Raw genomic sequence first — 26854 nt, 5'->3', positions numbered from 1 at the left:
ATGGTTACTATAAGATAATATATCGATTAATTGCAAGATAGTAAACAATGGCTTGAATATTAGCTTGAGGGAAAACTCGAGCTAATATTTTTTTATAATAATTCATTTGTTGAACATGTAATGATTTTAAAGTTTGTTCATCGCAGTTTTGAATCACGCGATCAGTCTTATAATCAATAATATAGATATTGTTATTGTGAACACAAATAACATCAAATATACCATGAATAATTTGTCCATTTTCATCTTTCATTGAAAAAGCTTTTTCTTTATAAAGATGGTCACTTTGATTCATAAGTTGGTAAACATCACTACAAATAAAATCATGAATATGATCTTTATATTGTTCAATAAGTTGGCAAGCTTGTTCATCAAACTCATCTCGTTGATATATTTGGTTGAGTTCTTGATTAAGATTATTGATATTTAAAGGTAATAATTCTAAAACACGGTGAATAATTGTTCCTCGATCTGTTGCCTTGAAAGAAGAAGTTTCTTCATTTCTTTCAGGATAAATGCGATTGCCGTCATCAATAATTTGGGTAACAGCACAGGTTTTATCTAACTCATTTTGATTATGATAAACAAATTCACAGTTATTTTCATAAATCACTTGATGATGTGATAGAACTTGTTGATGAGGGTAAATATATTCATCAATTGTGCGACAATCAATGATTGAAGTATGAAATTTTGCGTGACGTGTATTCATCGCAACTTGTGTTTCTTGATAAAGATTCATTTTTGAAGCATTATGCATGACTTCATCTAAAGGATAAGCGTTTTTAATTTTATCATCAAAAAGAGAGAGGTCCATACATTGATGAATGAAATCAGGATGGCGCATAATGGCTAACATAACCCAATTTAGCATTTGATCTGACTTTCTAAGATGTGCTGGTAATAAATGCTTAGAAGCATCTAGAGCATAATCAATAATCTGATTTTGCCATTTTTCAATCATATGAATGTCTTTTAAACCACCAGTAAGAATCAATTTTTGGGAAGCACGAGTTAATGCTACATAAAGAATACGCATTTCCTCATTAATTGTTTCATTATCTAATGTTGTTTGAAAGATGCCTTTTAATGGATGACGATATTCTGTTAAAACATTTTCAAAGTCATGTAATTGTAATGTTTTGTGTGGTTTTAAAATAAGACCAAGACTTTTATCTTGAATTAAATTAGCTTTACTATCAGAAAAGTTAAATTGGTGATTAAGCTGATTGACAATGACAATAGGAAATTCTAATCCTTTTGATTGATGAATGGTCATAAAAGTTACAGCCTGATCATCCTGTGAAATTGTTGCTGGTTTGTAATCAATATTAAGAGTTATCGTTTGATTGATTTTTTGAACAATTTGATAAAGTGATAATTGCTGATCAGCTTTGAGCATTTCAACTAATAATTCAATGTTTGCTAATCGTTGTTTACCATTATATAAAGAACTAACAAAAATAGAATAGTTACTGTCATCTAAGAACTTTTGTAATACTTTATGCGTTGGTTGTTGTTTTGCATAATCTAATAAAGAGTGGAAATAGTTTAAAAACTGAATTACAGTTTCATCTTGTGATTCAAGAAGAGATTCATACATTGATTTTTTTTCTTGAATATGTTGATAAAGAAAATCTTCATCAAAATGACTAAAAGCATAATTTCCTTTAAGTAATGATATAAAAGCAATATCATCTAAAGGATTATCAAGGGCTTTTAAGAAATGAACACAATCAATGATTTCGTTACTTTCAAAGAACCCTTTGGTAAGGACAATTAAATTAGGAACCCCTTTAGCGTCAAATACTTTTTTATAAGTAATGAAGTTTGCGACATTTCTCATTAATACAACAATATCTTGATATTGAGCTGGTCTTTTTTCATTAAAGAAATCTAATTCAAGATGACCAACCATATCATGTATCTTTTTAGCAATCATCTTTGCTTCATATTCAATCATATCCACTTTTTCTTCAGGTTTTAATACTAACATAATATCTGTATCAAACCTTTTTTCATGATCAAGACGAGTAAGGGCTTGATTGAGTTTTTCATCACTATCACATTTTTCTTTTCTTAAAAAGTCATAATTTAATTTAGCGTGAGGATCATGATCATATTCTAATCCACCATAACGGGTATCCATAATTGCGTTAAAAATATAATTGATGCTATCTAAAACGATTTTGTTGGAACGATAATTGAATTTTAAATCTATTCTTTGATTGTTGTCACTTACACCATAATTCATGTATTTTTCATTAAAAATATCAAGATCTGCTTTTCTAAAACGATAGATAGACTGTTTCATATCCCCAACCATAAAACGATTAATTTCTGGCAAATGACAACGAGAAATTAAAAGAATCAGGTTTTCTTGAATTTCATTAGTATCTTGATATTCATCAATCATGATTTCATTAAATTGTTGGTAAAGAGTTTCACTTACACCATTATCTTCACTTAATAATTGAAGAGTGTATTGTTCAAGATCATTAAAATCTAAATAAGATAAAGACTTTTTATAATTTTGATAGGTTTCTTGGAATTGTTTTAAATAGTCCAGATAGATATCTAGATGTTTTAAAGTGAGACTTAATACTTCACTTAATTCTTCAATAGAAGCAGGCATACATTTTTCATAAGCACTTGAAAAAGTTGTTTTAGCTTTAGAAAGTAACGATTTATAAGTCTCTTTAATATGATCATCAACATCTTTAAATACAGCATTACGATGTCTATCCACTTTAACATTGATATTAAAGTAATCATCTTGTTCAAGTTTATTTTTAATTGAATCATAATATTGTTGTAATACATCATGAACAGATGGTAATTTATTTGTTGCTTCTTGATAAAAACCAAGACCATAGGTCTGACAAAAATCTTCTAGTTGTAAGTAGTATTGGTATCCTTCTTGATAAGCATTATTTAAGATATCATAGAGGGGCTGTTTAAAGGGAGTATCATCAATTGTTTGATGATGAATAACTTGATCATATAACTTATCTTTTACTTGGCTTAAATATTGGTCAAAGTGATAAATATTATGAGATAGATTATCAAGTTTAAAGATGATTTCTTTAAATTCATCAAAACGATATCCAGCAAAGTTTTCTTGATAAAATTGTTTAAATTGTGGCTCTTGGACCCATTGATCTAAACATTGATTAAGAATCTTTTCTTTAATAAGAGTAGGATTTTCAAGAATGTCAAACTGTACGTCAAGATGAATCGTATAGCCATATTGACTTAACAAATCACTACAAAATGAATGAAAGTTAGTAATATAAGCATCATTTAATAGCGTTTTTTGTTTTTCTAAGTGCTTTTTTAATTTTTCATCATCAACAACTTGAATTCTTTGATCTAAACTTTCTATTAATCTTTGTTTCATTTCTAAGGCAGCAGCCTTAGTAAAGGTTAAAACAAGTAAAGAATCAACATTGAAATGATCATCTTCGATTAAAGACATCATCCGATTGACTAATATTTTTGTTTTACCAGAACCAGCAGGTGCCGAAACAAGTATCGAACTGCCACGACTATAAACAGCTAAATTCTGTTCATCATTTAAACTTTTATCTTTCTTCATTGTTTTCTCCTTGTTCAATCATGTGGTTTTCATTATAAAATATATCATAATTACATAATGGGCGATAATGACAAAAACGACATGGATTAATATGTTGATCTATTGCGGGTTGGTCACTTCTTGTTGGATAAATGGAAATATCACCGGATATCATTTGATCATATAAATCTTGAATATGTTTTGCAATATCACGCAATATATCACTTAAATCTTCTTGAGATATGAGTTTTGCATTTTGATAAGGACTGCCATCTTTTTTTAGTTTAACTTTAATAATATCACTTTCATTATCCATATCACGATCAATATCTTGATAAATTTCATTTAAACAATAACCGTCCATTTGATAGAGTTTAAAGAAATTCTCTGGTTTTTCTTTCTCTAAAATAGAAAGTTCACTTTTTAGAATTCTTTTTTTAGTATTGAAATATAAAACAGCTCCCTTATCATATTGTTTATTTTTAGATAAAATATCTAAATAAATAAGCATTTGCATATTAAATCCTAATTTAGCCAATTCTAAGTTTAATTCTTTATTAGATGATTTATAATCAATAACTTTAATATAATTTTGATAAAAATCAACACGATCTATAAATCCCTTTAATTCAATATCATCTATTTTTTCATAAACTTTTTGTTCACAAGTTTGTAAAGAAAATAAACCTCTAGCCATTTGTTTATTCAAAACAATAATTGTATTATACAAATCATCTTCAATTAATTGTAAGATAAACTGATTTTGAGGAAGTTTATACTTTGGTAATTCGTGATCATGAAGATATTCATGAATAGTATGTGAGATATCTGTTTTTAGATTTGAAAAATCAACAGCTTGATTATCATTAAAGTAATGATGATTCTTTTCTAAAACGTAGTGTACAAGAGTTCCAATTTCATTACTTTGAATAGAAGAATCAACAAATGGATCAACCTTTAAAATATATTGAACATAATATTTGTAAGGACACTGATTGTAAACTTCTAGTTTACTGGCTGATAATGGATTAGGATTAATATGAGTCAGTAATGGGTTGACTTGATGATGATTTTGTTTATAGAAAAGTAACTGTTGGTTTAAGGTAACCATTTGCTTATCTTCTTCACCTAGTAAATAATAATCTTGTTTTAAAGCAGGATGAAGAAGTTGATGTTTTTTGAATGTTCTTACTGATAACAATTTTTTTACTTTTTTAATAAGTGATGAGACAACAAGCTCATTTCCTGTTAAATCACGTAAGGCATAACTTAAAATGATTCGTTGATGGTGATTTGAAAACAAGTGTTGTAAAGCACATTGTTGGTGATGAAGTTGATCATAAGTTGTAGGGTAATTTAAAGCTGAAGCTTCATGATTTAATAATAATTCAGTATTTTTAAATTCTTGAGGAACAATCGTTTCATTAAGACCAAGACAATAGATATATTGGACATTTAAGAGTTCACTATAAGGTTGTTGATAATTTAAAATATAAAGACTATCTATTTTTTCTTTATGATAAGCCGTTTGTAAAGAGAATAATTCTTTTAATAAATTTAAATATTCATTTAAAGTGATATCATCTTCATTAGTTAAATCTAATTTTGTGATTAAAGTGATGACATCTTCAGTATGAATAAAATGATTCTGAATAAATTCTATGAGTTGTTTAGAAAGCTTACAAACGGTATGAGCGTTTATACAAAGCAAATCTTGTTTTAAATGGATGTAGTTTTCATCATTGATAAAACCTTGGGTATACTGTATCTTTTTTATTCTGGCTATGTATTGGATATCTTGGAAAGAAGATAAATACATAGAACTGATGGCGTCAAGTAGATATTGCTCATCATGATTGATTAAATAATTTAAGAGCATTAAAACCACTTGAAAAGGACGATTTTCTACTTTTTCTTTTTGATTATAGGCAAAGTGAAAACGATCAAGAATGAGTGTTAAATGTTCGTAATAATCATCATTAGGAATATAAATTGCAAAGTCACTTAAATGATGATGAGAAAGTAATTGATTGATATCAAAGACGACTTGTTTAACTTCTTCTTGAATAGAAGAAGCACATAAAATTTCATAAGGATTCGCTAATTCTTTTTTTATTTGTAAAGAATCAAATAAGTGATTAACTAAATATGATGTATAATCTTCACCTTGATGACCTACAGTGTCATCATAGATAAAAACATGTCCATAATTATCTAGTTTATTGATGATTTGTAAAGCTTTAGGATAAGAAAAATTTCTAGTTAGAAAGTAGTAATAATGATGACATGATGAGTCAATCAATGATGTAATAAAATCATGTTCTAAAAAGTGAACTTGATCAAATTGATGATATAAATGAAATAATGTTTTAATTTTATTTTTTGATAAATCAGGTAGGTTTTCGTTTGTTTCTTGAATATTGTATAAATAAAAATTGGTAAAGACGTTAAGAATTTGTTTTGCAGTTAAAACTTGATTTTGACTATGATGAAATAAAGAAGAAGGATCTTCTTTATTAAGTTTCATGATTTCTAAAATATTATCAAGATTACTTTTTTTATGAAAAGTTTGATGATATTGTTCAAGAATGATATTGAAAAACTGTTGAATTGTTATAACTTCAATATTAAAAAGAGCATCCGTTTTCTTTAGAAATATTTCTTCTATGTATTTTTGATCATCAACAATGACATAGTGAAGTTCAAAAGGATGTTCTTGACTACTTGTGATGCAATCATCAATAATTTGATTGATCATACTTGAATAATGATTTGATTGATATGTATACATAAGGTCACCTCGATTATATTTTATCATAGATAGGGTTTAATAATGATAGAAAAGAGATAATGAAAGGATAAAAAGAGGCTTTCAAATAAAAAAGGCGTGAACACGCCTTAAATTTTTTCTATTTCATTAAGCCATATTTGAACACTTGCATCACTAGGCATACGCCAATCTCCACGAGGAGAAAGGGCAACAGATCCTACTTTAGGTCCATCAGGAATACAGCTACGTTTGAATTGTTGAGTGAAAAAGCGCCAATAGAATAAACGCAACCATTTTTTAATAGTCTCTTTATCATACTTATCTTTAAATGCAAGTTTTGTTTTACGGTAAAGTTTTTTAGGTTCATCACCAAAACGGACCATATGATAAATAAAGAAATCATGTAGTTCATAAGGACCCACTATATCTTCAGTTTTTTGTACAATCTTATCATCTTCTTGCGGTAATAATTCAGGCGATACGGGTGTATCTAAAACATCTTGAAGAATTTTTTCTAAAGGTTGTCCTTTATAAAGAGAAGAGACATAATCTACAAGATAACGAACTAAAGTCTTAGGAACGGAAACATTAACAGCATACATGGACATATGATCACCATTATAAGTAGACCAACCTAAAGCGACTTCGCTTAAATCCCCAGTTCCAATAACTAAGCCACCGATTTGATTGGCTTTGTTCATTAAAATTTCTGTTCTTTCTCTTGCTTGAACATTTTCATAAGTAACATCATGAACATTTTCATCTTGATGAATATTCTTGAATTGTAATTTGACAACTTCAGCAATATTCACAGTTTCACTTGTTACACCTAATTCTTCCATCAAGCCTAAAGCATTATTCTTGGTTCTTGAAGTTGTTCCAAAACAAGGCATGGTAATGGCATAAATATTCTTTTTATCATAACCTAATTTTTCAAAAGCCATAACACAAACAAGTAAAGCCAAAGTTGAATCTAAGCCACCAGAAATACCAATAACAACTTTACTAATATGAGTTGCTTTTAATCTTTGCATGAGACCTCGTGTTTGTATTTCAAAGACTTCTTTACATCTTTGTTCTCTCAATTTTAAATCATGAGGAACAAATGGATGAGGATCATAATATTTATTAAGTTGTAAATCGACAGGTTCTAAATCAAAATATAAATGATCATATTCATATGATGATTTAAAAGTATTCATTTTTCTTCTTTCGCTGCATAGTTTACCTAAATCAATATCACCATAAATGATAGATTCATCAAAACCTTGACTCTCATTTAAAATACTTCCGTTTTCAACAATCATATGATGACCACTAAAAACAACATCAGTTGTACTTTCACCAGAACCAGCATTAGTATAAACATAACCACAAATGAGTTTAGCTGATTGAACACTGACAAGCTGACGACGATAATCTTTTTTAGTTGTGAGTTCATTACTTGCAGAAGGATTTAAAATGAGGGTTGCCCCATTTAGCGCTAACTGTTGACTTGGTGCGTCAGGTAACCATAAATCTTCACATATTTCTATCCCTAAAGAAAGTTCAGAAATTTGATTACAATCTAAAACAACCTTACGACCAAATAAAACAGGTTGATTAAATAATTCAATTTCTAAATTATCTTCAAAACATGGTTCAAAACGTCTTCCTTCATAAAATTCTTGATAATTAGGAATGTGTGTTTTAGGAACTAATGCCAGTAATTGACCATTATTGATGATAGCCGCAACATTATATAAACTATTTTGATAAAAGAATGGTAAACCAACTACCACAATCTGTTGGTAACCTTGAGTATATTTAACGATTTCTTCTAACTGATTTAAACATTCATTTAATAAACGATTTTGTAAAAATAAATCTTCAATTGTATATCCTGATAAACATAATTCAGGGAAAACAACAATTTTAGCGTTTTCTTGACGTGTGATATCAATACGTTTTTTTATTTCTTGACTATTATAGATAACATCTGCAATTCTTGTTTCAAAAGAAGCACAGGCTACTCTTATATATCCATCTAACATAATAAACCTCCATTTTTCTCTATTATACCAATAATTACTTGATTTTAAAGATGAAATCAAAAAAATACATGCTAGAATAAGGAGGAAGGGAACGTGAAAAGGAGGTAAGTTATGAATATTGTTATGATTAATGGGAGTGCCAGAAAAGGAAATACTTTAACAGCCATCAATGTTTTTAAAAAAGGATTAGCCAACTGTCATGAAATAGATATAATCAATCCTGATCAATTAAATATTGCTCCATGTAAGGGATGTGGAGCATGTCAGTGCCATCAAGGATGTGTTGATCAAGATGATACAAATTCAACAATTAATAAAATTGTAGCAGCTGATATGATTGTATTTGCTTCACCAGTTTACTGGTGGGGGATATCAGCTCAGTTAAAACTTATTATTGATAAATGTTATTGTCGCGGTTTACAGCTTAAAGGAAAAAAAGTAGGTGTGATTATTGTAGGAGGTTCACCCACTGATAACATCCAATATCAACTCATTAAACAACAATTTCAATGTATGGCGCAATATTTATCATGGAATGTGTTGTTTCATCAATCATACTTTGCAAATAGTCGAGATGATTTATCAAATAATAAACAAGCACTTAGTGAATTAGAAAAATTAGGACAACAACTTGACTAACTATGCCAGTTAGTCTTTTTTAAGGAGATGTATATGTATCATTTATCTTTGTATTTTGATGAAAAAACAACCAAACAATTACAAACATATCAAATTCATTTATCACAATCATTAAAACCTACGGTTCATCTAACTTTAATACGTTTTGATAGTCATCATCTTGATTGGATAATCCAAGAATTAGATAATTTATTAAAGGAATATCGTATTTTTGAACTATATTTTGTTTCTTTGGGTTCTTTACAAGCAAAGCATCTTTTTATTCAACCAGTTTATCATGCTTCACTCCATGATTTAATGAAAAAAATAGATTTGATTATCAAATGTGACCCATCCGTTCATCTTTCTTCTTATTATCAATTTTTAAATTGGTTACCACATGTAACCATTGCCAGAAACCAAAATAGACAACAAATAACACAAAACTTTTCTTTATTAAACCAACAATTTAAACCATTCAAAGGAAAAGTAACCCAAATACGGTTGACGCATTTACAACCTTATCAAGAAATAAAAGTCTGGAATTTACGATAATGAGCATATGATTATACAAATCTTTGTAGATTTGTATAATAAATTCAAGGAGGAAGAAAATGAAACCTATTTTATATGCATTGTTAGGAACAATGTTTACATTTATGTGTACAACAATAGGAAGTGCTTTGGTTTATCTCTTTAAAGGAGAAGTCAAACTATCTTATCAACAACTATTTTTAGGCTTTGCAGCAGGAGTGATGATTGCGGCTTCGGTGTGGTCGTTGCTTATTCCTTCAAAAGACATGGCTCAATCTTTAGGTCAAATAGAATGGCTAGTTTTAAGTGGGGGCTTTATTACAGGAGCAATATTTTTATTATTGTTAGATCATATTATACCTCATCAACATTTAGGGGAAGATCAACCAGAAGGACTTCATGCGATGCTTGGTAAAAATACAATGCTTGTTTTAGCCGTCACGCTTCATAATATTCCTGAAGGAATGGCAGTAGGACTTACTTTTGCGATTGCTTGTCAAACTGGATCTATTTCACTGGCTTCGGCATTAGCGTTAGCTTTAGGAATAGGGTTGCAGAATTTACCAGAAGGGGCTGCTATTTCATTACCTTTAAAACAAGAAGGAATGTCTAATCATAAAGCATTTATAATGGGAAGTTTATCTGGAATTGTAGAACCGATTGCGGGAACTTTAACAGCCATGTCAATTCAACTGATGCAAACGGTTTTACCATTTTTATTATCATTTGCTGCAGGAGCAATGATGTATGTGGTAGTTGAAGAATTAATTCCTGAAGCTCAACTTGGAAAACATAGTCATATAGGGACTTTTGGTGTTTTAAGTGGTTTTGTTATTATGATGTTAATGGATATATTTTTATCATAAGGAAGATTGCAATTATTTTATGATTTGTTATAATAGGTCCGTTATGGATGGGAGGATATTATGACTGATTTTCAAAAGTTGCATACGGCGGCAATAGGTAAATATGAAATGTGTAAAAATGATCCATTTCGCTTTTTTATGAGAAGTATTGTAGCTGGATTATATTTGGGACTAGCAACAATTCTATCTTATACGTTAGCTGTTTTATTAATTGAGCATCATGTTATTGCAGCAAAGATTGCTTTTGCAGGTGCTTTTGGAATTGGGTTAGTTATTATTGTTTTATTAGGATCGGAATTATTTACAGGAAACTGTTTTACTTCGATGTTTTCTGTATATCATGGAGATTTAAAATTTGTTGATATTATTCCTATGTGGATTATTTGCTATGTGGGTAACTTTGTCGGTATTGCTTTAGTTTGTTTTTTATTTATTAAAAGTGGTGTCAATCATGATGCTATGAATCAATATCTTGCTAATGTGGTAAGTGGTAAATTAAATTTTGATTGGTTACAATTATTAATTAAAGGTATTCTTTGTAATTTTATTGTTTGTGCAGCAGCTTTTGTTGGAATGAAATTAAAAGAAGAAATCGCTAAAACAATTATTATGATGATTATTGTTATGACATTTGTTTTACCGGGATTTGAACATAGTATTGCAAATATGGGAACATTTTCAATGGCATTTACAGCACTAGGAACAAGTATTTCTTGGGCAGGTGTTTGGTTACATATGGTATTATCTACTTTAGGTAATATTATTGGGGGAAGTATCATGTTAGCTTTACCAATTTATTTAATGAATAGACCTGAAAAATAAAAATGACTGTTTACAGTTTGATGTAAACAGTCATTTATTTTATAATCATGGATTCAACGGTATGATTATATTGAGAGGATTGGTAATCTGTATAGAGATAATATCTTAAATAAACGGTTATTAAGAAAAATAAAGTTATCAAAATAAATGCTAAAAACTTTTTAATATTTACTTTTTTTATTATATAAGCACTATCAATTGACTCATAATAAGATATGACAATATCCAGAGGCTTTCCAAAATGAGAAACTAATTCTTGATAATTCAAATATTGATATTCTTGTATTTGTCTTTTCAGTGCTTTAAGGAAAAGGGCTTCTTTTCTTCCATATAAGGGAAATAATTTTTTTACTTCTCGGTAATATTTTTTACTATCTTTCATATAAATACCTTCTTCCTTTATAGAGGAGTAACTTTCAATAATAGATATATTTGATATAGAACAAGAATAATCATAAGGATAACTAAAACAAAAGAACCTATTTTTATATAATGTTGAATATTAATTTGTTGAAGAAGATAATCTGGGTCTACTGTTTTATAGTATGAAACAATAATGTCAACTGGGTTACCGAATTCACTTACCAATTCATTGTATGTATAATTATCATATTCGTTAATTTGTTCCTTAAGGTGATTTAAATAAATCATTTCTCTTTTACCGTTTAAAGGGAATGTTTTTTTAATATCACGAAAATATCTTTCATTATCTTTCATAATGTTTAGTACCATGAACTATTAAATCAATATTTTGAACTAAAGAATCATACTCTGCCGTAATTGATTTTAAATAGTCTTTTCCTTTTTCTTCAAGATGATAATATACACGTGCTTTATTTCCGACTAAAACAGTGTTGCTGGAAATATATTCTTCTTCTAACAATTTATAAATAATGGGATACATTGTTCCATGTTTAGGAACAATCGTTTCGTGGGTTCTAGAAGAAATTTCTTTTATAATTTCATAAGCATATTTATCTTTTTCCTTTAGCACACTTAATAATAGAAGATCTAATTTAAATAGAAAATTAGTATTTTTAGCCATTTTTGTTGCTCCTAATTAGTTTATTTCATTATTTATTATACTTAACACAGTTTAAATAAACAATAGGTCGAAAAAAATACTATATTTATTGACATATATAATGCTAATGGTACAATATAGATAAAGAAGGTACCTTTTTAAAATAGGGAGGATTGATTATGGGAAAATCAAAATTAATTAAAATTTCGGTTACATTTTTATGTTTGTTTTTATTTAATTGTTTTACAACAAATGAAGTTTACGCATTTGGAAATGAAAAGATAGACACGTATTCTGTAGAAACATATACTCGCAATGTAACCATTGGGTTAGGTATTTATGGAAGTGTTGATGCACAAGTAGATATTAGACATAATATTACTACAGGAAAAAGCTATGTTTTATCTGTTAAGCATGAAGATAAATATTCTTATAAATATAAACTTAATATTTCAACAATATCAGTAACAACTAACCCTAAAGTTGGTAGTTATTTTTCTGGATCTATCAGACTATCTGTGATATTGAAATATAAAGTATCAGGTAATGTACATACAGAGACAAGATATATTCAATTATAAAAGAGGAGATGATAACAATGTGTAAGACGAAAAAATTTTTAATTATTATAATAATGCTTATATTTTGTGTGAATAGTCAAAGTGTTTTTGCTTCAGATAAAAGTGATTTAAAAATTGAACCATTTGCTGTAGAAAAATATACAAAAAAAGTGAATTTGAGTTGCGGTAGATATGGGTATGTAACAGCAACAGTTGTTATCTCTCATAATTTAACGACTCAACAATTCCGTGTAGATAAAGCCACTTATACTGAACATTTTAACACAGGGTTTGTAGGCGCAATGACTCGAAATTTTAAAACAAATCCATCAGTGGGTTCAATAATTACAGGTAAGGCAATAAAAGTTCAAATTAATTATTTTGTTATAGGGGTTTGTAGTGAAACTGTCAGCGGATATATATATTTATAACTATGATATTACAATTTTATAGTAGAAGGTGGTTATTGTTTATGAAAAAACATTTAGATCAATCAATTATTATTATTTTTATTGTTTGTTATATTTTATATCGTGCATTATGCGTTATGGGTTCAAATTATGGTCCATATTGGTCATTTCCGTTAAGTTATGGTTCAATTTGTAACTTAGCAATGATCGTTTATGCAGTATTGTATGGATTAATGCTTCTTTATAGTATAATCATTATTATAAAAGTAAAGAAAAAAGAAGTTATTAAGATGAAGGCGAATACGATAATATTATTGGTATTATTTGTCATTGATGCTATTTTATATTTCTTTGATTTTTCATTAATGATTATTTCTTCACCTGCAATACACTTTTTGATTTTAGATGTGATTATATATGGGTTACTTACCTTGATGAATAAAAGTATTGAATAATATTTTAAAAAGAAAGAAGCGATACAAATGCAAAGATATAATGAGATTTATTTAATTTATATGAGTTACATATTAGAAATTCTAGTTGATTTTTTATCTTCGTTATATCAATTATACTTAAAAGCTAATCCTGCACCTCTTGATATAAATGGTAATGTCGTGTATGGCGGAGAGCAATTTTTAATGTATGCCTATTATCTTATTAATTTTTCATTTTTTATTTTAGCTGCTTACTATGTTTTTTTACTGATAAAAAAATATAAGTATCGTATCCACATCAATATTTTAAAGAATTTATTTTTATTAGCGGGTATATTTATATTAGATCTCATTTTGTATTTTGGTGATTTGAATCCATTGATAATGTGTTCCTATGCTTTTAAATTCATGATTATATGTTTTATTGCAGTTATCGTGATGGGAATTTTACAAATTATAAGAAATAAAACAACTGTTTCATTATAGAAGAAGTTAATCTTCTTCTTTTTGTTTTATATAAGAAATTAATGGATTATAATAATAAAGAAAGAAGGGTTTATATGAATGCAAAAACAATATTAGATGAAGTTAAACAATTAAAAGATGAAATAATACAAAATAGACGATATCTGCATTTACATCCAGGTATTGGCTTTGATATTAAAGAGACTATTCAATATGTTGAAAAGAAGTTAACTGAGATGAATTATGAAGTTCATCACTGTGGTAAAGCAGGATTATATGTCATGGTAGGAACAGGTAAACCTACATTTTTAATTAGAGGTGATATGGATGCTTTACCAATTAAAGAAGAAAGTGGATTAGATTTTGCTTCAACAAATGGATATATGCATGCCTGTGGTCATGATATGCATACAGCTATGATGTTGGGTGCTGCAAAAATATTAAAACAGCATGAAAGCGAATTAAAAGGTACTGTGAAGTTAATGTTTCAACCAGCCGAAGAAATATTTGAAGGATCAAAAGATATGATTGATCATGGTATTTTAGAAGATGTTGATCAAGCCATGATGATGCATGTTATGGCTAATTTTCCTTTACCAGAAGGAAGTGTCGTCGTTTCAGCACCGGGGGTATCAGCACCGGCAGCAGATTATTTTGAAATAGAGATTCAAGGTAAAGGGTGTCATGGTTCTATGCCTAATATGGGAGTGGATCCTATTAATATTGCTGCTCATGTTATTGTTGCTTTACAAGAAATTAATGCCAGAGAATTATCTTTATCAAATGATGCTGTTGTAACAATAGGTAGTATTCATGCTGGAAAGGCTCAAAATGCCATTGCTGATATGGCTAAACTTGGGGGAACAATTCGTACATACGATGAACAAACACGTACTTTTATTAAACAAAGGATGCAAGAAATTGTATCAGGCGTCGCTCAGACTTTTAGAGGAGAAGGAAAAGTAATTTTTGGAAGTGGTTGTCCGACATTGGTTAATGATGAACAATTATCTTTAGATACGACAAAATACGCAGAAGAATTACTTGGTAAAGAAAAGGCATGGAGTGTAGCTAAACTTCAAGAGATGACAAAAAGTCCAGCATCGAAAAGTACCGGATCTGAAGATTTTGCTTATGTAAGTCAAGAGGTACCTTCAATTATGGTTGCCCTTGCTGCTGGTATGCCAGATAAAGGATACGGTTATCCGCAACATCATCCACGAGTTAAATTTGATGAAGAGGCATTAGTCAATGGTTGTGCCCTTTATGCTTATACACCAATGCGTTGGTTAGAAGAACATTGTAAATAAGGAATTGACTTGTATTCATTTACAAGTCTTTTTATTTGACATATACCCTAATAGGGTATATATTGTTATTGTGAAATACCCTATAAGGGTATATAAGGAGAGGCTAAAATGGAAAAGAATGAATGTACATGTCACAAAAATACGAAAAGAGATGAAGAACAAATTAAGAAATTAATACATCGTTTAAATCGTATCGAAGGTCAAATTCGGGGAATAAAAGGAATGATTGAAGCAGATGCTTATTGTAAAGATATCCTTGTTCAATCATCAGCTGTATCTGCAGCAATGAATGCTTTTAACCGTGAATTATTGGCAAGTCATATTCATACATGTGTCGTAAGAGACATTAGGAAAGGTAATGATGAGGTTGTAGATGAACTGGTATCATTGCTTCAAAAATTAATGAAGTAGGAGGAATTTTATGGAACATTATGCTATAACGGGTATGTCATGTGCAGCCTGCAGTAATCGTGTTGAAAAAGCGGTAAGCAAAGTATCTGGTGTAACGTCATGTTCAGTAAGTTTGCTGACAAATGCGATGTCAGTTGAAGGAACGGCATCATCAAAAGAAATTATTAAGGCAGTGAAGGAAGCTGGATATGGTGCTAAACTACAAGGACAGAAAGATGAAAAAGAAGATGATTTATTAGAGGATCATGAAACACCGGCATTAAAGAAAAGATTGATAGCGTCATTGTTCTTTTTAATTATTTTAATGTATTTTTCAATGGGACATATGATGTGGGGATGGCCATTACCATCGTGGTTTAATGATAATCATATAGCTATGGGTATTGTTCAAATGTTACTGGCTGGAATTATTATGGTTATTAACCAAAAATTTTTTATTAGTGGTTTTAAAAGTTTATGGCATCGCTCACCTAATATGGATACATTAGTTGCTCTTGGATCAATGGCATCATTTGTTTGGAGTGTTTATGCACTTTTAATGATGACAAGAGCACAAGTCGATGGACAACATGCTGTTGTAATGAAATATATGATGGAGTTTTATTTTGAATCAGCAGCTATGATTTTAACCTTGATTACAGTTGGTAAAATGTTAGAAGCACGTTCAAAAGGAAAAACAACGAATGCATTAAAGGGATTAATGAATCTAGCTCCTAAAAAAGCGGTGATTCTAAAGGATAATCAAGAAGTAACGGTAGCTATTGATCAAGTGTTAGTAGGCGATATCTTTGTTGTTCGCCCAGGAGAAAGTATTCCTGTTGATGGTGTGATTATTGAAGGAAACAGTGCTTTAGATGCATCGGCATTGACAGGAGAAAGTATTCCGGTGGATAAGACTGTTGGTGATCAAGTTTCATCAGCTTCTATTAATCAATCAGGATTTTTAAAATGTCGTGCTACGAGAGTTGGTCAAGATACGACTTTATCGCAAATTATCAAAATGGTATCAGATGTAGCGACAAGTAAAGCACCGATTGCAAAAGTTGCTGATCAAGTTTCTGGTGTTTTTGTACCAGTTGTAATTGGAATAGCAGTTGTTACCTTTATTATATGGATTTTAGCAAAAGGTGATTTTTCATATGCTCTTGCACGCAGTATCTCAGTTCTTGTGATTAGTTGTCCTTGTGCTTTAGGACTTGCTACACCGGTTGCTATTATGGTAGGAAATGGTGTTGGCGCAAAACATGGTATTTTATTTAAGAGTGCTGAATCTTTAGAAGAAACAGGAAGAGTACAAATTGTGGCTTTAGATAAAACCGGAACGATTACAAAGGGTCAACCTAAAGTAGTGAAAATAGAAACAGTAGGTGAATATGATCAACAACGATTTATTAAAGAAGCTGTTTCTTTAGAAAGTAAAAGTGAACATCCTTTAGCTAGAGCGATTATTGAATATGCTAAAGAAAAAGGTATTCAAGATGAAGAGGTCAGTAATTTTGAAGCTTTACCAGGTCATGGATTAAAAGCTCAATATTATGGAAAAGAATTAGTAGGAGGAAGTCTTACATTTATTGAACAACTTGTCAGTATTCCTCAAGAATTTATAGATTTAGCAATGAAAGAAGCTGATTTAGGAAGAACGCCTTTATTATTTGCATTAGATCATCATTTTATTGGAATGATCAGTGTTGCAGATGTAATTAAAGAAGAGAGTCCTCAAGCAATTAAAGAATTACATCAAATGGGTATTCAAGTCATCATGATTACAGGTGATAATGAAAAAACAGCAAAAGCAATTGCTAAACAAGTCGGCGTTGATGAAGTCATTGCTGGTGTTTTACCAGATGGTAAAGTAGCAGCGATTCAAAAATTAAAATCACTAGGAAAAGTGGCAATGGTTGGAGACGGTTTAAACGATGCGCCAGCTTTAACTCAAGCGCATATCGGAATTGCGATTGGAGCAGGAAGTGATGTAGCTATTGATGCAGCAGAAGTTGTTTTAATGAATAGTCGTTTAAGTGATGTTTCAGCAGCGATTCGTTTAAGTAGGGCTACTTTAAGAAATATTCATGAAAACTTATTTTGGGCTTTTATCTACAATATTATAGGTATTCCTTTAGCGGCAGGAATTTGGATTCCAATTTTTGGTTGGACACTTAATCCTATGTTTGGTGCCCTTGCTATGAGTTTATCAAGCTTTTCTGTGGTTTCTAATGCTTTAAGATTAAATTTTGTTAAAGTATATGATACAAAACATGATAGAAAAATAAAACATGCAGTAAGTTTAGTTCAACAAGAAACATCTTTAGTTAAAGAAATTGAAATAAAAGGAATGATGTGTACTCATTGTCAAGGACGTGTTCAAAATGCGTTAGAAGCATTAAAAGAAGTTAAGCAGGCTGATGTTGATTATCAAACAGGTAAAGCTATTATTTATGTAAATGAAGATATTGAAAATCAAGTCTTGATAGATTGTATTAGTCAAGCTGGTTATAAAGTAAAAAAGATAAAGAAAAGAGGGTAAAAAATGATTAAAACAACAGTAGAAGTTAAAGGTATGATGTGTGGTATGTGCGAAAGTCATATTAATGATGCAATTAGAAAGGTATTTGATGTCAAGAAAGTTTCTTCTTCTCATCGTAAAGGGATAACAGAAATTATTTCTAATGAAGCATTAGATGAAGATAAATTAAAGGCAACAATTGATCAAACAGGTTATACGGCTTTATCAATTAAAAATGAGCCTTATGAAAAGAAAGGATTTTCCTTATTTAAAAGATAAAAATGGAGAAAATTTGAAGTGAACCGAAAAAGTTTGACAACTTAGGAGGTTCACTTCAAATTATTCTCCATTTTTTATTTGAGTATAGTTTATTAATTCAATATGATTTTTATGTAAATAGTCTTTAATTTCTGGAAGACAAAGTAATTCAAGTTCCTTTGTTCTTAAAATGTTATAACTAGATTGACTATAAATAGTCCAATCCATAAAGGCTGGATGACACATAATTTCAAATATTTCATCATCATAATTAAAAATTTGATAGAGCATATCTTTGGTTACACTCTCACCATAAAAATCTTCACTGAAACGAGCAAAAGGATAATCATTGATAAGCGGTTTGTCCTGACGCATTGGTAAATGATATTCATCAGCAAGTCTTTTGGTAACTTCTATGCATTGTGGTAACAAATGGACATGATGATGAGAATCAAGATGGGTTGGTAATTTTCCGGTCATTGAGATAAATTTTTCAATTTGTGCTTTCCATTCTTGATAAAGTTCATCTTGATCTGGATGAGGTTCGTAGTCATCGTAAGCACCTCTTTTTTTGAAATAGCCATTTTCATCGGTAAAACTTAAGCCCGTTTTTAAAACAGGTTTACCAATTGTGATGGTTAAATGAAGACCAATTCCCAGCTGAGGATATTGTTTAGCCATTTCTAATGACTGACTAGCAAAAGGCATATTAATAAGACAAGTTGTTGAAGTTAAAATGCCATCACGATGTGCTTTTAAAATACCGAGTGTTTGACCTTCACTTAGGCCAAAGTCGTCGCCATTAACAATTAATTTTTTTATCATACTTTCATCTCCTTGTAACTCTATTATACATAAAATAATACTAAACCGTTACTTTTTTATTGGTGGAATGAAAGGAATGCTATATAATAAACACAAGGTAATAACGAGGAGATGAATTGATTGGAAAAACTAGAAAATAAAATAACAGGATATACTGGTCTTTATGGGATTGTTGCTAATCCTATTAAGCATTCATTTTCACCTATGATGCATAATACAGCATTTCAAGCATTAGGGATTGATGATGTTTATTTAGCTTTTGAAGTAAGTGAAGACCACCTGGATGATTATATTACAAGTGTAAAGACATTAGGAATTAAAGGTTTTAATGTTTCAATGCCTTATAAACTTAAAATTATGAAGTATTTAGATGAGATAACGGACGAAGCCAAATTATGCCAAGCTGTTAATACAGTAAAAAATGAAAATGGTAAATTAATTGGTCATATTAGTGATGGTAAAGGCTTTGTCATGGCTTGTCATGAAAAAGGATGGCAGGTTGAAAATCAAAAAATTGTTGTTCTAGGAGCTGGGGGAGCAGCCTGTGCTATCATTGTTTCACTTGCTCTAGCAAAGGCAAAAGAAATTGTTGTTTATAATCGTAGTGATAAACCATTTATTAGAGAATTAAATGATAAATTGCCTTGTCCTGTAAAATTAAAATTATTAAGTGATGAACAAGGATTAAAAGAGGATTTAAAAGATGCCTATTTATTAGTACAAACAACAAATGTAGGTATGCATCCTTATGAAGAAGGATGTCTAATTAAAAATGAAAATGATTTACCTGAAGGATTAAAAGTAGCTGACATTATTTATAATCCTAAGGAAACAAAGTTATTACAAATGGCTAAACATCGTCATTTAGAATATATGAACGGAGAAGGAATGATTTTATATCAAGGAGCTGTTTCTTTTGAATTTTGGACACATCAAAAGATGCCCATTCTCCCAGTAAAAAAAGCATTAAAGATGGAGGAGTAAAATGAAAGAATTAATTGTATCTTCTACTAATGAAGGAAAAATTAAAGAAATAAGAGCAATGTTAAAAGATTTAGGAATAGAAGTGAAATCATTAAAGGATGTTTATGAAACAGTTCCTGAAATAGAAGAAAATGGAAAAACATTTAAAGAAAATGCTTTAATTAAAGCAAAATATGTTGCTGATGAATTAAATAAAGTCGTTTTAGCGGATGATAGTGGATTAGAAGTTGATGCTTTAGATAAAAAGCCAGGTATTTATTCTGCTCGATTTTTAGGACATGATACAAGTTATGATATTAAAAACCAGTATATTATTGATGCGGTTAAAGGTAAAGATCGTACAGCACGCTTTGTATGTGCAATGGCTTTAGTTATTCCTGGACGTGATCCCATTTTAATTGAAGAAACATTTGAAGGAGAAATCAATGATTGTATTGATGGTGAAAATGGTTTTGGTTATGATCCTATATTCTATTATCCACCATGTAAGAAAACAAGTGCAGCGATGTCACCAGAAGAAAAAAATAAATATTCACATCGTGGTAAAGCACTTAGAAAATTATATAAAATTTTAAAGGAGGAGTTATAATGAATCATATTGTTTTAGTTCATCCTGCTATCCCTCAAAATACCGGAAATATTATGCGTACATGTGTTGCAACCAATACTTCTCTTCATATCATTAAACCGATGTCATTTGACTTAGATGATAAGAAAATGAAAAGAGCAGGATTAGATTATATTAAAGATTTAGATTTACATGTTTATGAATCATATGAAGAATTTGAAAAACAAAATCCAGGTGAATATCATTTCTTTACACGTTATTCACATCTTTGTTATACTGATCAAGATTTTAGTGACGATCAAAAAGAACATTACTTATTTTTTGGTCATGAACATGACGGGATTCCTAAGGAAATCTTAACGAAGCATTTAGATCGTTGTTTAAGAATACCAATGAGTGATAAAGTAAGAAGTCTTAACTTATCTAATTGTGCAGCTATTTGTATTTATGAAGTATTAAGACAACAAAATTATCCTCAATTAAGTAAAGTAGAAGTTCAAAAGGGAGAAGATTTTTTATATGAGCTATAGTAAGAAAGACATCATAACCAGTCTTTCTTTATCTTTATTTATTATTAGTTTTGCTATTGTTGTTGCTGTTTTTATGCCAATTATCTATCATTTAGATATTCATTATTTAAAGATTGATCAAACTACGCATTTAACAAAGCAACAGTTACAGTTAAATTATCAACAGCTAATACATTACCAATCTATTTTTTATCAAGGACCTTTAAGAATGAATGATTTTATTATATCTCATCATTCTGTTATTCATTTTCAAGAAGTAAAAAAAATATTTGAAATCATTCAAATCATTTGTTTAGGTAGTGGAATAACATCTTTGATTTTAGTCATTTATCAATGTTATCATCATGAATATCGTTTTTTTAAATTAACTGCTATGATTTCAATTATCTTACCAGTATCTATTGGTGTTCTAGCAAGTATTGATTTTGATGATTTATTTATTCTATTTCATAAAATGGCTTTTAAAAATCAATACTGGATATTTGATCCTAAAATAGACCCGGTTATTAATATGTTACCAGAAGCATTTTTTTATCATGAATTTATTTTAATTGTTATCATTATTTTTGTACTAGCTGGTGTATGTTATGGTTTGTTTAGTTATAAAAGAAAACAAATCTTATGTTATAATACAAAAAAGGATGTGGGAGCATGGCCATCAATGTAAAAAAGATTTTAGCTGATGAATTACTAGAACTTATTAATAAACAAAACTTACAAACAATCACAATCAAACAGCTACTAGATGCAACGGGGATTAGTAGGCAAACATTTTATAATCATTTCATTGATAAAAATGATTTAATTCAATATATTTATAATACACGAATTGTTCCAGGTTTTGACATTTCTAAGCCAGAAATATCTTTTTATGATTCTTTATTAGAAACATTAGAAAATATGAAGACATACCATGTATTTATGAAACAAGCTTGTATGATGGAAGGACAAAATTGTTTAAAAGATTATATTTTTGAACATTGTGAACAATTTGATTTACAATATCATCGACATCTCTACGGTAAAGATTTACCTGAACCCCTTGTTTTTGCGACAATATATCATGCACATGCTTCAAGTAGTATGACTTTATCGTGGATTTTATCAGATATGCCTGTTTCAACAAAAGAGATAGCAAAATTAATTGTTAATATGCGTAGTTTAGGTATGGATCAATTGTTTGGTGAAAATAAAAATCCTTATAAAGATTGATGATTCAATCTTTTTTTATAACTAAAAAGCATAGGGAATGATAATGATTAGGTATTAGATATTTTATTTATATATTTTATAATGAAATAGAGGTGATAGTATGAAATATACAACATTAGGAAATACAGGAATTAAAGTATCTCAACTATGTTTGGGATGTATGAGTTTTGGTCAAGCAGGTACGATGCATGATTGGACTTTGGATGAAAAAGAGACTGAAAAAATGGTAAAGCATGCGCTTGATTTAGGTATTAATTTCTTTGATACGGCAAATACATACTCTAAAGGAACGAGCGAAGAGTATTTAGGGAAGGCTTTTAAAAATTTAGGAGTAAAAAGAGAAGATGTGGTCATTGCTTCAAAGGTTTATTTTAATGAAGGTCGATTATCAAAAGAGGCTATTAAAAGAGAAATTGAAGGAACATTAAAAAGATTACAAACCGACTACTTAGATTTATATATTATTCATCGTTTTGACTACGATACACCAATAGAAGAAACAATGGAAGCATTACATGAATTAGTAGAAGCAGGAAAAGTAAGAGCTATTGGGGCATCAGCTATGTATGGTTATCAATTTTATAATATGCAATTAGTAGCTAGAGACCATCACTGGACACCTTTTTCAACAATGGAAAATCACTACAATTTATTATATCGTGAGGATGAAAGAGAACTCATTCCTATTTGTGAACAAATGAATGTCTCTTTAATGCCCTATAGTCCATTAGCTGGTGGACATTTGGCAAGAAGTACATGGGAGTCCAGTACGCTAAGAGGACAAACTGATCGTGTTGTTCATGGAAAATATGATCGCTATGAAAAATATGATATTGAAATAGTGAAAAGAGTAAATGAATTAGCACAAAAATATCATTGTAAGATGTCGCAAATTGCATTAGCTTGGCAATGGGCAAAAGGGGTGGCTTCACCTATTATAGGTGCAACTCAATCTCATTATATAGATGATGCTGTTCATGCATTAGATATTCAACTTACCAATGAAGATATAAAATATTTAGAAGAAATGTATGTTCCTCACCATATTGTAGGAGCTATTAGTGAAAATCCACCTCAAGGTACCGTGTTATTAGATAAAAAGTGATAAGACATATTTTTGTCTTATCACTTTTTGTTTGTGTTATCTTGTGATGTTTTTTGTTCTTTCATTGCTTGATATACTTCTTCTTGATCTTTTATTTGTTGGATAATCATTTTATGAACTGGAGAATAGTCAGTAATATCAATGATTTCTCTATTTGATGAAGAACTATCATATGTTAATTTGATAGAGAAAAAATCAAGCAATCTTTTTACATTTTTATTAGACGTATTTAAATCATAATTATTTTCTATTCTAGAAATTGTTGATTTCGGAATATTGAGTGCTTGAGATAACTCAACAATACTTAATCCACGTTCTTTTCTCTTTTGTTTTAAAAGTTCATTCAACTTCTTATCCACAATTATCACCATTTATATGTTATCAATCATTTGTTCCAATAAATGGGAATTAAAATGCTTTCTAGGAACAATGATGGTTGTTGAAGAAAAATAATACGTTCTGTGTTGAAATTTGTATAAATTAGTTTTATAGGAGGTGGGGATTATGTTAAAATGTTTAGTGAGAAAATATTTTTCATTCATTAAAGGTGTAGCTTTTGTTAGTGCTTCATCTATGTCTTATTTAGGATATTATGAACATGAATGTCCAAAACAATTAGAACATTTAAAAAAATAAGTGATTTACGGGGAGGATAAATAATGAATGTCTTGATTTTAGAGGATTCATTAGAATTTATTGATAGATTAAAAGAAATTGTTTTAAAAGGACAACTGGGAACATTTTTAAAACTATCAATAGAAGCCTATAATGATAATTTTCAAAGTATTGATTTTTCTCGTAATTACGGGCTGATTTTTATCGATATTCATTTAAATGAATATGATGGAATGAAATTAGCTGATGAATTAAAGCAGCGCTATCCAGATACTGCTTTAGTTTTTGTTACTGCAGATGATAGTTTAGTATTTCAATCTCTTACCGTTCAACCTTTCTTCTTTATTAGAAAAGAATGTTTCGATGAGGATTATGAATTGTTTGAAAAAATGTTTGTTAAACATTATAACGATCATTATATGATTGCCTTTACTACACGTAGTAAAAAAGTAAATTTACGATTGAAGGATATTGTTTATATTGAAGTTGTTGGACATAAGCTTAATATTAAAACAATTATCGGGGAAACTTATACAATATCTAAATCAATGCAAGACATAAAAAAGGAAATCAAATCAAATAAGCTAGTTCAAATTCATCGCTCATTTTTAATTAATATGGATTATTTATATAGTGTTTCAAGTAATACTGTATCTTTAAGTAATGGCGATGTGCTTAATATTGGAAGAAACTATAAAAAAGATTTTCAAGAAATATTTCAGGAGTATTTAATGAATGGCGGCATCTAGATTATTATTTGATTTTATCGAAAGTTTAATTATTGTTTATTTTATCATCGCTTATTTTAGTTTACCCAAAATAAAAAAGAATATAATTTTATATTATTTAGCTATATTCTTGGTGGAAGTTTCTTTTGATATGTTTGGGTGGGATGGTTTTGAAATAACATTAACACATTTTATTATCAACAATATTGTTGTTTATTCTATAAAAAGACAATTAAAATTTAATGATGTTTTTGTTATTGGTTTATATGGTACATTGATTAATATGTCAGTATTAATCACACATATTATTCTTGTAAAAGTTTTGGCGTTTTTATCATTATCCTCTTTTCAAATATATTTCTGTATAGGTTTATTATCTAAAATACTATTATTTATAATTTCGTTTATTATTTTAAAATTGAAAAAGTCACAAATATCTTTAAATGATAAAAAGTATTTTTGTGTTATTGTTAGTGAAATGACTATTATGATCACATTTTCTTTAGGTAGTTATAGATTAGTGTCTGATGATTCTGATAAGTTGACACTTATTCATATGTTATGTGGATTAGCAATTGTCTTCTTATGTAATATAGTCTACATGGTCTATTTAAATAGTTTATATAAAGAAAAAATGGATTTTGAAAAGAAAACACAAAAAATTTATTATCTTGAACAAGGCGTAGAATTAATAAAAAATATTCATTTTGATACATATCAAACTAATCATCGTTTATTTTATGTTATGAAAAAGTTAAAGCAGTTAGCCGAAAATGATCATAATGAAGATGCATTAAAGATTATCGATCAGTTTGAACATGAAAGAGAAATGACAAGTAAACTTTTTAGTACAAACAATCCTTATTTTGATATGATTGTTTCAATAAAAATCAATGAATTAATTGAACGACATATTTTAATTAAACCACAAATTTCATTATTACCAGGGGATAAATATAAAGATATTGCTTTTATTAATCATATCGTTTCAATTTTAAATTATATTAAAGATAATAAAAGCATTACGCTACATATTAAAGATCAAGGGGTTTATTTTTTAGTAGAAATGTATAGTAAAGAAGATTTTTATAAATACGATCAATTTTTATTACAACACTTAAATTTGCTTATTAAAAGTCGCTATCAGCATGAAAACGATCTTTATATAGCTAGATTTTTATTAGGAGATTCAGATAATGAATAATCGATTATTAAGTAAACTTTATCGTACTTTTGGTGAAGATCAAGATGATCTAGAGGTATTATTATATGGACAATCTGTCTTTTTATTTAATGGATTTGTTTATTTATGTATTCTTATAGAAGGATTTATATTTAAAGAATCTGTTTATACATTACTTTGGATGTTTATGTTTACAATTTTAAGAAGTCAACTAGGTGGGTATCATTGTAAAAAAATGGTATCTTGTTTTTGTACAACAAATCTGGTTTATCTTTTTGGTTTGTTAATCAACTATTACAAACAATATACATTGTTTTATGTTGTTTTTATATTAGTATTATTAGTTGTCTATCTGTTTTTTAACAGACAAAAAGTAAAATTACAAAAAAGAGTAGGATTGATTATTATAATAGAATTGGTTTTAGGATATTTATTTAATATATGTTTATTTCCGGCCATGATAAGCATATGTCAAAATATCTTGTCTTTTTTGATACGATACAAATAAA

General features: G+C 29.1%; 30 protein-coding genes. 22 read left to right on the top strand and 8 right to left on the bottom strand.

Annotated elements, in window-relative coordinates:
• Positions 1-7: 7 nt before the first annotated feature.
• From DW911_RS05065 to DW911_RS05055, 3 genes are all read right to left on the bottom strand, one after another.
• Positions 8-3598, bottom strand: coding sequence for a UvrD-helicase domain-containing protein (locus tag DW911_RS05065; protein WP_118607539.1), 3591 nt, complete (start codon positions 3596-3598; stop codon positions 8-10).
• Positions 3585-6368, bottom strand: coding sequence for a PD-(D/E)XK nuclease family protein (locus DW911_RS05060; protein ID WP_158575438.1), 2784 nt, complete (start codon positions 6366-6368; stop codon positions 3585-3587). The genes DW911_RS05065 and DW911_RS05060 overlap by 14 nt, the downstream gene beginning before the upstream one ends.
• A 107-nt stretch (positions 6369-6475) precedes the next feature.
• Positions 6476-8380 carry an NAD(+) synthase gene (locus DW911_RS05055; RefSeq protein WP_118432823.1) on the bottom strand — a complete coding sequence of 635 codons (1905 nt, stop codon included), beginning with the start codon at positions 8378-8380 and terminating at the stop codon, positions 6476-6478.
• 111 nt (positions 8381-8491) lie between these two features.
• Between DW911_RS05055 and DW911_RS05050 the strand changes: the two genes are divergently transcribed.
• From DW911_RS05050 to DW911_RS05035, 4 genes are read left to right on the top strand one after another with little or no spacing between them, the layout of a single operon-like run.
• Positions 8492-9019 carry a flavodoxin family protein gene (locus DW911_RS05050; RefSeq protein ID WP_118432824.1) on the top strand — a complete coding sequence of 176 codons (528 nt, stop codon included), beginning with the start codon at positions 8492-8494 and terminating at the stop codon, positions 9017-9019.
• Positions 9020-9052: 33 nt separating this feature from the next.
• Positions 9053-9553 (top strand): 2'-5' RNA ligase family protein, encoded by a 501-nt coding sequence (locus DW911_RS05045; RefSeq protein WP_118432825.1) that lies wholly within the window; start codon positions 9053-9055, stop codon positions 9551-9553.
• A 59-nt stretch (positions 9554-9612) separates the two neighbouring features.
• Positions 9613-10398 carry a ZIP family metal transporter gene (locus DW911_RS05040; RefSeq protein ID WP_118432826.1) on the top strand — a complete coding sequence of 262 codons (786 nt, stop codon included), beginning with the start codon at positions 9613-9615 and terminating at the stop codon, positions 10396-10398.
• 60 nt (positions 10399-10458) lie between these two features.
• On the top strand, positions 10459-11220 hold the full coding sequence (locus DW911_RS05035; protein WP_118607537.1) for a formate/nitrite transporter family protein: 762 nt from the start codon (positions 10459-10461) through the stop codon (positions 11218-11220).
• Between the two features lie 34 nt (positions 11221-11254).
• Here DW911_RS05035 and DW911_RS05030 read toward each other — a convergent pair whose 3' ends face one another.
• From DW911_RS05030 to DW911_RS05020, 3 genes are read right to left on the bottom strand one after another with little or no spacing between them, the layout of a single operon-like run.
• Positions 11255-11602, bottom strand: a complete 348-nt coding sequence (locus DW911_RS05030) for a DUF6120 family protein (protein ID WP_118607536.1) — start codon at positions 11600-11602, stop codon at positions 11255-11257.
• Positions 11603-11619: 17 nt separating this feature from the next.
• On the bottom strand, positions 11620-11937 hold the full coding sequence (locus tag DW911_RS05025) for a DUF6120 family protein (protein WP_118432829.1): 318 nt from the start codon (positions 11935-11937) through the stop codon (positions 11620-11622).
• Positions 11927-12265 carry a PadR family transcriptional regulator gene (locus DW911_RS05020; RefSeq protein WP_118432830.1) on the bottom strand — a complete coding sequence of 113 codons (339 nt, stop codon included), beginning with the start codon at positions 12263-12265 and terminating at the stop codon, positions 11927-11929. The genes DW911_RS05025 and DW911_RS05020 overlap by 11 nt, the downstream gene beginning before the upstream one ends.
• A gap of 158 nt (positions 12266-12423) precedes the next feature.
• Between DW911_RS05020 and DW911_RS05015 the strand changes: the two genes are divergently transcribed.
• The 8 genes from DW911_RS05015 (at position 12424) to DW911_RS10985 (ending at position 18616) form a co-directional block, all read left to right on the top strand.
• On the top strand, positions 12424-12825 hold the full coding sequence (locus tag DW911_RS05015; RefSeq protein ID WP_118432831.1) for a hypothetical protein: 402 nt from the start codon (positions 12424-12426) through the stop codon (positions 12823-12825).
• Between the two features lie 17 nt (positions 12826-12842).
• Entirely contained in the window at positions 12843-13235 is a 393-nt protein-coding gene (locus DW911_RS05010) for a hypothetical protein (RefSeq protein WP_118432832.1), read from the top strand.
• 41 nt (positions 13236-13276) lie between these two features.
• The gene (locus tag DW911_RS05005; protein WP_118432833.1) at positions 13277-13669 is read left to right on the top strand and encodes a hypothetical protein; all 393 of its coding nucleotides are present in this window, start codon (positions 13277-13279) and stop codon (positions 13667-13669) included.
• Positions 13670-13729: 60 nt separating this feature from the next.
• Entirely contained in the window at positions 13730-14134 is a 405-nt protein-coding gene (locus DW911_RS05000; RefSeq protein ID WP_147358159.1) for a hypothetical protein, read from the top strand.
• Positions 14135-14208: 74 nt separating this feature from the next.
• Positions 14209-15423 (top strand): M20 metallopeptidase family protein, encoded by a 1215-nt coding sequence (locus DW911_RS04995; protein WP_118432835.1) that lies wholly within the window; start codon positions 14209-14211, stop codon positions 15421-15423.
• 108 nt (positions 15424-15531) lie between these two features.
• A complete protein-coding gene (locus DW911_RS04990) occupies positions 15532-15834 on the top strand; it encodes a metal-sensing transcriptional repressor (protein WP_118432836.1) in 303 nt (100 codons plus the stop codon).
• Between the two features lie 10 nt (positions 15835-15844).
• The gene (locus tag DW911_RS04985; RefSeq protein WP_199669457.1) at positions 15845-18358 is read left to right on the top strand and encodes a heavy metal translocating P-type ATPase; all 2514 of its coding nucleotides are present in this window, start codon (positions 15845-15847) and stop codon (positions 18356-18358) included.
• Between the two features lie 3 nt (positions 18359-18361).
• Positions 18362-18616, top strand: a complete 255-nt coding sequence (locus DW911_RS10985; protein ID WP_118432838.1) for a heavy-metal-associated domain-containing protein — start codon at positions 18362-18364, stop codon at positions 18614-18616.
• 60 nt (positions 18617-18676) lie between these two features.
• Here the strand turns inward: DW911_RS10985 and chbG are convergent, their stop codons facing one another.
• Positions 18677-19420, bottom strand: a complete 744-nt coding sequence (chbG, locus tag DW911_RS04980; protein ID WP_118432839.1) for a chitin disaccharide deacetylase — start codon at positions 19418-19420, stop codon at positions 18677-18679.
• 120 nt (positions 19421-19540) lie between these two features.
• Between chbG and aroE the strand changes: the two genes are divergently transcribed.
• The 6 genes from aroE to DW911_RS04950 all read left to right on the top strand — a co-directional run bounded on the left by aroE (position 19541) and on the right by DW911_RS04950 (position 23819).
• Positions 19541-20404 carry a shikimate dehydrogenase gene (gene aroE, locus DW911_RS04975; RefSeq protein WP_233541852.1) on the top strand — a complete coding sequence of 288 codons (864 nt, stop codon included), beginning with the start codon at positions 19541-19543 and terminating at the stop codon, positions 20402-20404.
• A gap of 1 nt (position 20405) precedes the next feature.
• On the top strand, positions 20406-20993 hold the full coding sequence (gene rdgB / locus DW911_RS04970) for an RdgB/HAM1 family non-canonical purine NTP pyrophosphatase (protein ID WP_118432840.1): 588 nt from the start codon (positions 20406-20408) through the stop codon (positions 20991-20993).
• A complete protein-coding gene (locus DW911_RS04965; RefSeq protein WP_118607535.1) occupies positions 20993-21502 on the top strand; it encodes a tRNA (cytidine(34)-2'-O)-methyltransferase in 510 nt (169 codons plus the stop codon). The genes rdgB and DW911_RS04965 overlap by 1 nt, the downstream gene beginning before the upstream one ends.
• On the top strand, positions 21492-22169 hold the full coding sequence (locus DW911_RS04960; protein WP_118432842.1) for a TIGR01906 family membrane protein: 678 nt from the start codon (positions 21492-21494) through the stop codon (positions 22167-22169). The genes DW911_RS04965 and DW911_RS04960 overlap by 11 nt, the downstream gene beginning before the upstream one ends.
• Complete coding sequence (locus DW911_RS04955; RefSeq protein ID WP_118432843.1) at positions 22154-22714, top strand: TetR/AcrR family transcriptional regulator C-terminal domain-containing protein; 561 nt, start codon at positions 22154-22156, stop codon at positions 22712-22714. Before DW911_RS04960 ends, DW911_RS04955 begins: the two co-directional genes overlap by 16 nt.
• A 100-nt stretch (positions 22715-22814) precedes the next feature.
• Entirely contained in the window at positions 22815-23819 is a 1005-nt protein-coding gene (locus DW911_RS04950; protein WP_118432844.1) for an aldo/keto reductase, read from the top strand.
• Positions 23820-23839: 20 nt separating this feature from the next.
• Here DW911_RS04950 and DW911_RS04945 read toward each other — a convergent pair whose 3' ends face one another.
• On the bottom strand, positions 23840-24178 hold the full coding sequence (locus DW911_RS04945; protein ID WP_199589122.1) for a helix-turn-helix domain-containing protein: 339 nt from the start codon (positions 24176-24178) through the stop codon (positions 23840-23842).
• A gap of 145 nt (positions 24179-24323) precedes the next feature.
• On the opposite strand from DW911_RS04945, the gene DW911_RS11240 reads away from it, so the two are divergent.
• Genes DW911_RS11240 through DW911_RS04930 form a run of 4 tightly spaced genes read left to right on the top strand, consistent with a single transcriptional unit; the run spans position 24324 to position 26853 of the window.
• Positions 24324-24455: a hypothetical protein gene (locus tag DW911_RS11240; protein ID WP_255415284.1), complete on the top strand. Its 132-nt coding sequence runs from the start codon at positions 24324-24326 to the stop codon at positions 24453-24455.
• A gap of 23 nt (positions 24456-24478) precedes the next feature.
• Positions 24479-25183: a LytR/AlgR family response regulator transcription factor gene (locus DW911_RS04940; RefSeq protein ID WP_118607534.1), complete on the top strand. Its 705-nt coding sequence runs from the start codon at positions 24479-24481 to the stop codon at positions 25181-25183.
• Complete coding sequence (locus tag DW911_RS04935; protein ID WP_118607533.1) at positions 25170-26366, top strand: hypothetical protein; 1197 nt, start codon at positions 25170-25172, stop codon at positions 26364-26366. Before DW911_RS04940 ends, DW911_RS04935 begins: the two co-directional genes overlap by 14 nt.
• The gene (locus DW911_RS04930; protein ID WP_118432848.1) at positions 26359-26853 is read left to right on the top strand and encodes an accessory gene regulator B family protein; all 495 of its coding nucleotides are present in this window, start codon (positions 26359-26361) and stop codon (positions 26851-26853) included. The genes DW911_RS04935 and DW911_RS04930 overlap by 8 nt, the downstream gene beginning before the upstream one ends.
• Position 26854: the final 1 nt, after the last annotated feature.

The sequence above is a fragment of the Erysipelatoclostridium sp. AM42-17 genome, assembly GCF_003480255.1.
In the GTDB taxonomy this organism is placed as follows: Bacteria; Bacillota_I; Bacilli_A; order Erysipelotrichales; family Coprobacillaceae; genus Faecalibacillus.
Note: the sequence above shows the minus strand (reverse complement) of the source record. Positions and strands in the feature narration are given on the sequence as shown.